The following is a 7,069-nucleotide window of genomic DNA, read 5'->3' as shown; positions in this document are numbered from 1 at the left end:
ATGACGACTACTTGTAACCAAACCTGCTCCCGTTCCTTGTCGCTTGTTATCTTTTACAAACATAGGAGTAACCAAAAGATCAAGCAGCAAAAATCACTTCCGCCCACAAGGCCTGCGCGTTGGCAACGGTTTTGCTGCGGGGCCACTACGCTCTTTTTTTGACTCTCATTATTCTCCTGAATCTCGGGTAGCAACGGAACCGTCAGCCCATAGCTTCGGGCGAAAGCGGGCAGAAGAAGCTGGCCCTGTGCGGTGGGAAGGGCATTGCGTTTTTGGCGTGTGCGAGAGCCTGGTGCGTGCGAAGCGGCAGCCAATAATGCAGCCCGTGCTTCTGACCGATTTGCAGCGTAATGGCCCTGTGCGGCAAAGAAGCATTTGGGCTGACTAGGCCTTTTTGGTTACTTTTGTGGCTATGACAAAAGTAACAGCCGCCGCGGCTACTGAGCGGGGCAAGGTACGTGCGTGAAAGGCCTGTAAAAGCGACAAGTCAACGTGCGACCTGTCCTTCGTAGAGATTATTGATGTATTAATTATTTTCAAAGGAATCAATGAGCTCGCTACCGCTCGGTTGTCTTCGTTCCTCGCAATGACATAAAGAAGAAGGCCATGCAAAATGCACGGCCTTCTTCTATTAATTAAACCTTTTATTTCTTTTCAGGCGTAAATATCAGCTTGATCAGGTTGTTTCCTAAATATTTGTTGGCAGCATCTTTAACCGTAGCTATGGTTACTTTCTCTAACATAGATACGCGACTTAATATCCTGTCGGGATCCTCGCCGTTTTGGGCGGCGGCGCTTAGCAATATGCTCCAGTAAGTATTTTGGCGCAGTTGCGATTGTGTGGCTTTGGCTTCATTAAGCACAAAGGTGTTCACTTCTTTTTGCTCCGGACCGGCTTGCTTCATTTTGTTGATCTCTTCAAGCAACGCTGTTGTCAGTTTATCAACATCAGCCGGCGCACAGGTAAAGCTCAATGTTACTTTGTATTGCCCTTCTGGAAATTTTAAATAGCTAACGCGGGCACCGGGATTAACCATGCCGCTCTTCTCGTCAAACTTAATTCCTAAACGCAGGTTAAGCACCTCTTCCAGGGCGTCCATTTGCAGGTTGTTGGCCTCGTTGTAGGTATAAGCACCGCTGTACACCAGTTGTACGGCACTTTCGGTACCGGTACCTTTTTGTATCACTTTTGTAACCTGACCCGCCAACGGACGTATGCCCAGGTTTTTGAAAGTCTCTTTTTTATTAGTTGATGGCAATGAGCCTAAGTAAACTTCAAGGAAAGGAATGATATCCTCCACCGCGAAAGCACCGGTGAAGGTGAAAGTGAAGTTGCTTGCATCGGCAAAACGTTCTTTATAAAAAGCGTAGGCTTTATCAAAATTGGCAGCGTTTACCTGTGCCAGCGTGGTGGTCATGCCGCGCGGGTTATTACCGCTTAGCACAGCGGCAACGGTGTCCTGGTATAAATTATAAGGTTCGGTAGCACGGGTTACCAGTACGCCTTTGGTTTGTGCTACGGTTTTGTTCCAAACCTCAACATCCTTACGTGGCTGGGTAAAATACAAATGCAGCAGTTGCATAGCTACCTCAAAATCGGTTGCCGAGGCATAGCCCGACAGGCCCTGCGTTACATCGCCAATGTAAGGCGAAATGCTTAATGAACGGCCGCGCAGCATTTTCTCTAACTGCGTTTGGCTAAACCCGGCAACGCCGCTGCTGGTAACTACACCTGTGGCCATGTTTGCCGAAGGGAAGTCAGCATCGCTTGCTAATGAAGTTCCGCCGAAGGCGTAAGCATTGATCAAAATCTGGTTGCTTTGAAATTTGGTAGGCTTTAAAATAACCTTTACACCGTTTGACAGGGTTACGTTGGTAACCAGCAAAGTGCTGTCAACCTTGGTATCAACTACCTTACCCGCAACAGGACCCTTTGTCATTAAAGGCACTGCCGATAGGTTTTCATAAGCCGTTACATTTTTACCGGCTTCGGCTATCCATTGCAATAAAGTAGTTTCGTTTGGTAGCCTGGTTTTATCGGCTTCAGGGCCTTCAACCAGTATTACCCGGTTTTGGTCGGTTATTAAACGGGCCGCGAAGGCGTTCATATCCGCCAGGCTAATTTTGCTTATCTCGTTAATATAATAGTTATACTCGTAATCAATACCCGGTATAGCGTAACCGGTTAAAAAGTTGCGCTTATACTCGGCCGAAGCTTTGAAAGGCGACACATATTGCTTGCGGCTATATTCGTTTGATATTTGGTTCAGGGCATTTTGCTTTGCCGTCTCCAACTCTTCCGACAGGAAACCCAGTTTGCGCAAACGCTCCAACTCGGTAAACAATGTTTTCACGGCAACTTCCAGTCCGTTGTTGTTGGCCACTGCCATTGCCGAAAACACATCCTGCTTACCAATGTAATTAGCGTAGCTGGCTTGCCCGAACAGGATAGGCGCGTTTGACGTTTGCGAAACTTCATCGATACGGTTACCTACCATTTGGTTAAATAAACGTATACGTATGGTTTGCAATATATCCGACGGGCTTTTAACGATCATTTCGGGACGCTTTATCACCACCTCAACCAAATTATACGGCAATTGCGCATCACTAGCCGATTTAAAAACCGTACCCGGTGTAGCTGCAACAGTGTAGCTGCCAACTGGCTTTGGCACAGCCGGACCTTTTATCCCGCCAAATGCCTCTGTTATCTGTTTTAATACATTGGCCACGTCAACATCGCCCACTACAATAATAGCCTGCAGGTCGGGGCGGTACCAATCGGTATAAAAACTTTTTACGTTGGCCGCGGTGGCTGCTTTAATAGCCGCTTCGGTACCAATAGGCAAGCGCTGCGCATAGCGCGAATTGTTTAACAACACCGGCAAAGTTTGCGCCTGCATGCGTTCCTTAGGTGTTTTGCCGCCTTCGGCAATTTCCTTCAAAATAGTATTCTGCTCTTTGGTAAAGGCAGCTGCGTCAAACGTAACGCCGCCGGCAAAGTTGGCAAGCAGTTTAATGCCACGCTCAAACTGGCTTAGGGTATCGGTACGCACCAGCAGTTGGTAGGCGGCTTCGTCATAATTAGTATAGGCATTGCTATCAGCATTTAACGATGCGCCTGTTTGCTTCAGTAAAGTACCAATATCACCCTGGCTAAAATCGCGCGTACCGGCAAAAGCAAGGTGGGTTATCAAATGCGCGTAACCGCGTTGCGCGTCGGTTTCAACGGTCGACCCGGCTTTGTTAACCAAAATAAGCTGCGCCGCTTTAGGCGCCGCGGGGGTACTGCGTATATAATAAGTTAAGCCGTTGGGCAATTTACCGGTAAGCAGGTCAGGGTCAACAGGCAGGCGCTCAATAGAAAGGCTTGGTGTTTTTACCTGCCGGGTGGCTGCCGCGGCCGGTTTAGGTTTAGCCGTAGTAGCAGGTTTTTTCTTTACCTGGGCCATTGCCGCACCACTACCAATCAACAGCGCTGCCGTAGCTAAAGAAATAGTATGTTTAAAATTCATGTTTGGGTTTAAAATAATTATGCTAAGATGCAAAACGAAAAGGCTAGTTAAAAATTATTTTAATTAAGGTTTTAGGTTGTATTTATTTATAATGAGGGCGTTTCCCTGTCGGGCCGGGCTGTACGCTCATACGCCTACAGGCATTACGCACGGGCCGGTATCCGCTCCCATCCCTAACGCATAGTTAAACCATGATTTGTAGGATTTAAAGATTTTCTTGATGCTGCTTTAATAATACATCACATTAAAAATCCTGTAATCCTTAAATCCTATTAATCATGGTTCAAAACAAGGAAGCAACTATTTCCTAGAAATGGTAACGTTTAAAAGCTTCCATTGCCGCGTATTCCGCAAATCCTAGCTGATCATAACTCTCGGCAGTTTCCCTGTTACGATCCTCGGCTCTAACCCAAAACTCCCTTGCATCTTCTCCCGGGAAAACAGCCGGGTCTTTTTGCGATTGGTGTTTGAATATTGCCATACGCTTACGCAGTACTTCCTGCGGCGATAGCGGTACGGCCATTTCAATTTCGTGGGTGGCAAACTCAAACCAGGCGCCGCGGTACATCCACAGCCAGCAATCTTTCACCCATTCTTCCGTAGCTTTTAGGCGGCTTAGCGCGGCTACTATAATATTAAAGCAAACAATGTGCGTACCATGCGGATCGGCAAAATCGCCTGCGGCGAAAACCTGTTGGGGTTTTACTTTTTGCAGTAGTTGCATGGTAAGTTCAATGTCCTCATCACTTACCGAGTTCTTTTTCACCTTACCGGTTTCATAAAATGGCAAGGCCATAAAGTGGATGTGATCATCGTGTAGTCCGGCGTAGCGGGCGCCGGCAATAGCTTCGGTTTTGCGGATAAAACCTTTTACATCGCGTATGGCCTGGGTATCAATTTCGTTAGGTTTCTTTTGTTCGATAAAAGTGCGGGCATCGTGGTAGATGGTTTTCAGTCTGCCGGCATCGCCGCCCATTTTTTGTTCAAAGTCGATAGCAAACTCCATGTAGCGCAGCACATCGTCATCCCACACCGCCGTATTGCCCGATGTTTGGTAGGCCACATGCACATCATGCCCCTGGTCAACCAAACGAATGAACGTACCCCCCATTGATATCACATCATCATCCGGGTGCGGCGAAAATATGATCGACCGCTTTTTAGCCGGCAAGGCCCGCTCAGGTCGCTGGCTGTCATCCGCATCCGGCTTGCCGCCCGGCCAGCCGGTTATGGTATGTTGTATTTGGTTAAATATGTCAATATTGATCTGGTAAACTGGTCCTTGCTCGGTGGCTAGTTGCGCCATACCATTGTTGTTATAATCTTCTTCAACCAGTTTTAGTATAGGTTTATTTACGGCGCGGGATAGCCATATAACAGCTTTCTTTTTTAAATCGTTATCCCACACACAATCCTTCACCAGCCACGGGGTATCAAAGCGGGTAAGTTCTGAAGCGGCGGGAGCATCCAGGATAAACTCCACATTGTCGCTCAATTGCAAAAAGGTGGCGGGTACTTCGCCGGATAGTTCACCCTCTACCGCTTTTTTAATGATGGGTGCTTTTTTACTGCTCCAGGCCATCAACACAATTTCGCGGGCTTTGAATATGGTACCAATGCCCATGGTGATGGCTTTGGTGGGCACATTTTTCTTACCCCCAAAATCGCGCGATGCATCGTTGCGGGTCAGGTCATCCAAAGTAACCAAACGCGTACCCGAGTTTGGCGCCGAGCCCGGCTCATTAAAACCAATGTGACCGGTACGGCCAATGCCTAGTATTTGTAAGTCGAGTCCGCCGAGCATTTCAATCTGCTTTTCATAATTCAAACAAAAAGCGGCAATATCTTCTATCGGCAACGTACCATCAGGTATGTGGATATTCTGGCGCTCAATATCAATATGATCAAACAGGTTTTGATTCATGAACGTAACATAGCTTTGCACCGCGTTGGGCTGCATGGGGTAGTACTCGTCCAGGTTAAAAGTTATTACGTTTTTAAAGCTTAGGCCTTCTTCTTTGTGCATACGCACCAATTCGGCATAAACCGCTATGGGGGTAACGCCCGTGGCCAGGCCAAGCACCGCTTTTTCGCCCGCGGCTTGTTTATCGCGAATGAGTTTGGCTATGCGTTTTGCTACCGCGATGGAGCCTGCGGCCGGGGTTTCGTATACAGTAACGGGAAGTTTTTCGTAGCGGGTTTCTTCTAATAAATTTAATCTGGCCATAGTAGTATGTTTATGATGGGCGATGTATTGGCTTGAACAAATATGAGGATTTATTGCTTTAAGTTTTGTTCATGGCGATGTAAATTGTTACCTTGAAACCATGGCACAGTTCAACCAAAATCTCCAGAAATTATTCAACATTGCTCAAAAAACAACACGTGTGGGCATAGGCTTAATGTCGGGCACATCGTTGGATGGTTTGGATATTGCCCTGTGCGAATTTACCGGCACCGGCCTGCAAACGCGGTTTAAGTTGCTCAACTTCGTTACCATTCCCTACCAGGATAATTTTAAAACGGATGTACGCTCGATATTCTCCCGTCGCCAGGTTGACCTGGAAAAGGTTTGCCTGCTGAACGAACTGATAGGCATCTACCACGCCGAACTGGTGCTGCAAGCCCTGAACGATTGGAACATCAGCCCTTCTGAAGTCGATTTTATAGCTAGCCATGGCCAAACCATATACCATGCCCCCAAACGCCTGCACAAACAGGAGGGCTACCTCAACGCCACCCTGCAAATTGGAGACGGTGACCACCTGGCCGTAAAAAGCGGCATATTCACTATTAGTGATTTCCGCCAGAAAAACATAGCAGCCGGTGGAGAGGGTGCGCCCTTAGCTTTATATGGTGATGTGTTATTCGGCAGCAAACCCGGCGAGGAACGCATACTCGTTAACATGGGTGGCATATCAAACCTTACCTATTTACCTGCTGATGGCGATAACAATAAAGTATTGTGCAGCGATATTGGACCTGGCAACACGCTGATAGACGCCTTCGCGCGCAAGTATTTTGATAAGGCTTTTGATGAGGATTCGGCTATCGCGTTTTCTGGGGAAGTTAATGAGGCGCTGTTAAACTCATTATTAAAGCATCCCTTCTTCGGTGAAACCGCTCCAAAAACCACCGGACCTGAACTGTTTAACGAAGAATATGTCCGCGCGGCGCAAGAGCGCTCGGGGACCAGCCATATAGCGCCTAATGATATCATCGCTACGCTGAGTGCCTTTACAGGCAAAGCCATTGCCGATTTTATTGAAGCATACCTCCCGGCAGGTGCCAAATTATTTGTAAGCGGCGGCGGCGCTAAAAACCCTTTCGTTATTAAATACTTAAAAGACAAACTCCCGCAAACCACTATTGCCGATACGGCGGAGTTAGGTATTAACCCGGATGCTAAAGAGGCCATTCTATTCGCCCTGCTGGGCAATGAAGCCATTGCCGGTAACGCCCTTACCATTGGCAATAGCCCGGCGGTGTTGATGGGGAAATTTTGTTTCGCGGGCTAGCGTATTTATACCATTTCTAAATAACGCAAAACGTTT

At 47.5% G+C, this 7,069-nt stretch carries 3 protein-coding genes; 1 reads left to right on the top strand and 2 read right to left on the bottom strand.

Going from position 1 to position 7,069, the window contains the following annotated elements; all coding sequences use genetic code 11:
- Positions 1-644: 644 nt before the first annotated feature.
- Positions 645-3,515 carry a M16 family metallopeptidase gene (locus tag AC59JT_RS20450; RefSeq protein WP_497402682.1) on the bottom strand — a complete coding sequence of 957 codons (2,871 nt, stop codon included), beginning with the start codon at positions 3,513-3,515 and terminating at the stop codon, positions 645-647.
- A gap of 307 nt (positions 3,516-3,822) precedes the next feature.
- Entirely contained in the window at positions 3,823-5,766 is a 1,944-nt protein-coding gene (nagB, locus tag AC59JT_RS20445) for a glucosamine-6-phosphate deaminase (protein ID WP_497402688.1), read from the bottom strand.
- Positions 5,767-5,842: 76 nt separating this feature from the next.
- On the opposite strand from nagB, the gene AC59JT_RS20440 reads away from it, so the two are divergent.
- Positions 5,843-7,033, top strand: coding sequence for an anhydro-N-acetylmuramic acid kinase (locus AC59JT_RS20440; protein WP_497402680.1), 1,191 nt, complete (start codon positions 5,843-5,845; stop codon positions 7,031-7,033).
- Positions 7,034-7,069 lie beyond the last annotated feature (36 nt).

Source organism: Mucilaginibacter sp. A3364 (assembly GCF_059690715.1).
This window is presented reverse-complemented; position numbering and strand designations above follow the sequence as displayed.

Excerpts from the sequence above, each read along its gene's own strand:
- AC59JT_RS20450 (WP_497402682.1), bottom strand. The coding sequence starts at position 3,515 with ATGAATTTTAAACATACTATTTCTTTAGCTACGGCAGCGCTGTTGATT.
- AC59JT_RS20440 (WP_497402680.1), top strand. The coding sequence starts at position 5,843 with ATGGCACAGTTCAACCAAAATCTCCAGAAATTATTCAACATTGCTCAA.